Genomic DNA, 2,750 nt, shown 5'->3' on the forward strand with positions numbered 1-2,750 from the left:
GAATCAATAGTTGTGTACACGGCATAGTTTATCTGAAACTGATAGGTGATGAGGTAACAGAAACAGCGTATCATAACCGTTCCCGACTGTCGCATCGATGGCGGCCGCGCCCGGATGGAGCCGCGCACCGACCAGGTCATGCGCTTTATCAACCAAAGAAATGCGTTTTTTCATAGCGTTTAACATCGCAGCGTTCGGGCAAGGCTTCGCCTGTTAACAGATAATCGGCAAAACGGCGGCAATGCCACGGAATGGACAGGCTGCCCTTCGCGCCGAAGCCGTTAAAAATACTCAAATAAGAATAACGCGGATGACTGCCCACAAAAGGCTGCCTGTCCATTGTACACGGACGGACACCCGCCTCGTGCGCGACCAGTTCGGCGTTTTGCAAGCCTGCAAAAAGCCGTTCTCCCGCTTCAGCCAATTCCATTCTCGCAGCAGAGGTAAGGTGCGTATCGACGTTGTCGCGATCGAAGGTTGCGCCGATGCGCGCCCGCCCTTCACCGATCGGGATCAGCCAGTGGCCGTCGTTCAGCATCCGGTCGGGCATGGCAAGACGGTGCGCAAAGGTCAGGATTTCGCCTTTGGCCGGCCGCAGCGGCAGCCACGAAAACCAGGGATTGTCCCGCATATGAAACCCCTCGCAAAATATCACTTTCCGAATGCTGAAATCCCGCCAGCCCGGTTCGGCATCCAGGCGAATCTCCCGATAGTCTAAAGCGGCCTGAAAGTAAGCCTGATGGCTTTGCAAGAATTCCTGCAGGCAGGCCAATAACGGCCGGGTCAGCAAATAACCGGTCTGTTTCTGATCCAGATACCCTCCATCATTCTCTCCGCCCGCCATTTCGACCATATTGTCTATATAAGGCCGGTATGCGTGATCTTGCAGCCTTTTTCGGCCATGGACAGCCTCCATCTCGCAGCGAAATAAACGGCGCATCGGCTTTTCGATCAAAAAAGGCCGATCGAATGCATCAGCGAGCATCCGATAATAAGCCTTCGCAGCGGGCAGAAATCGGTCGACCCCTTCCGTTTTGGCGAAGCGGCGGCCGGTGAGCGGATTAATCAAGCCGGCCGCCACTTGCGAAGCATTGAGATCTCCACGGTCGACGACCCGAACGCTGCTGCCGCGCCGCATAAGCTCCCACGCCAACAAGCCGCCGGCAAGACCGAATCCGACAATCAAAAAATCAATCCGTTTTTTCATAAACAAACCGATGCTCTTAGATTCAACATACAGAGCGAAATCCAAGATTCGTCTAACTTTTGTTCAACATGATGGTATAATGCTTATACAATCGCCAACGCTTTTTAAATATCAATAACTTACACTATAATTGAACAATAGGCATGGGATTTTAGCCGTCTTACGCCTAATTTTCTTGCTCACCGACCGATATGACTGATATTAAGGACAATCCGGAACAGTATTCGATCAGCACTGTCGCCAAACGATCGGGCATCAAAACCGAACTGGTCAGAGCCTGGGAGCGGCGCTATCAGGCGGTAACTCCAACCCGCACGGCAGGAGGTCACCGCATTTATACCGAACAGGACATTGCCCGTCTGACGCTCCTGAATCAAGCCACGAGCCATGGCCACAACATCAGCCGCATTGCCCACTACTCGCTGGATGAGCTGAAAAAATTACTGCAAGCCGAAGAGGCCGCAAAGCCGACAAAGCTGATCCCGATTACGCCAGGGCATCCCAACAAAGCGTTAGCGGAAGAATATGTCGGTAAATGTTATACCGCCGTGACCGCGTTCGATGGCAAAACGCTGGAATCGCACTTCGAGAACGCGATCGTCGAACTCGGCATTCAAAATTTCATTGAAGAACTGCTGGATCCTTTATTCACCCTGATCGGCGAACGCTGGAAAACCGGCGAACTTCGGCCTGTGCACGAACATATGGCCTCCTCGATCATCAGGTCGCTGATCTACCTTTTGCGCAACAATGCGTCCTGTCCGCCTTCCGCTCCCAAAATGGTCGTTACTACACCAGTCGGACAATTACACGAACTCGGCGCATTGCTGGCCGCCATTATCGCCGAATTGAAAGGTTGGCAGGTCACTTATTTAGGCGCGAACCTGCCGGCCGAAGAAATTGCAGCTGCAGCCAAATTTACCGATGCGGCAGCCATTACGATCAGCATCAGTTCGTGCGCAGACGACAATGTGGTGCCGAAAGAACTGAGAAGGCTAAGGAAACTGGTAGGCATTGACGTTGCCATCATTGTTGGAGGCCGTGCAGCCCCTTATTACGAATCCATACTGAATGAAGTCGGCGTGGTCAAAATGCATAACTTCGCACATTTTCGAAGCTATCTTGACGAACTGGAAAGCCAGAAAGACAAAAAGCGTGCATAAAATTCAGACAAAACCGATGGGCAACTCAGCGTTGCCTATCCTCTACTCTAAAGCTCCTTGACAGAAACTCTGGCTTTGGAGATACATCCATACAGTTCAGCTTATTTTCCGGGGCCAGGAGAAGCATCGATATTCTTCTCAACTTACCGGATATTTACTTGTTCGTTTCGACCGGAATCACCCCGCCCCTTTCAGGGATAAAACGCGCCATCCCCCAAGCACCCGTAATTCGTCCGACGAAAAAAAGGGGGGTAATAAGCCCCCCGTAATGAGCGCACCTCAAACCTGTCCGACCGGTTTATTTTTATTCACGTTTACGGTCTTATCATCGCCCTTATCGGGTTTGTGCAAGGTAGGTCGACCTGTCGAATCGTTGTCGT

The 2,750-nt window shown here is 51.8% G+C and carries 2 protein-coding genes; one reads left to right on the plus strand and one right to left on the minus strand.

The window, feature by feature from the left end; genetic code table 11:
* Positions 1 to 148 precede the first annotated feature (148 nt).
* Positions 149 to 1,207, minus strand: coding sequence for an NAD(P)/FAD-dependent oxidoreductase (locus JJL52_RS20930; RefSeq protein WP_202054463.1), 1,059 nt, complete (start codon positions 1,205 to 1,207; stop codon positions 149 to 151).
* A gap of 191 nt (positions 1,208 to 1,398) precedes the next feature.
* Here JJL52_RS20930 and JJL52_RS20935 point away from each other — a divergent pair, with 191 nt between their 5' ends.
* Positions 1,399 to 2,370 carry a MerR family transcriptional regulator gene (locus JJL52_RS20935; RefSeq protein WP_202054464.1) on the plus strand — a complete coding sequence of 324 codons (972 nt, stop codon included), beginning with the start codon at positions 1,399 to 1,401 and terminating at the stop codon, positions 2,368 to 2,370.
* The last annotated feature ends 380 nt before the right edge of the window (positions 2,371 to 2,750 follow it).

It is taken from the genome of Candidatus Methylomicrobium oryzae, from assembly GCF_016745425.1.
Lineage (GTDB): Bacteria > Pseudomonadota > Gammaproteobacteria > Methylococcales > Methylomonadaceae > Methylomicrobium > Methylomicrobium oryzae.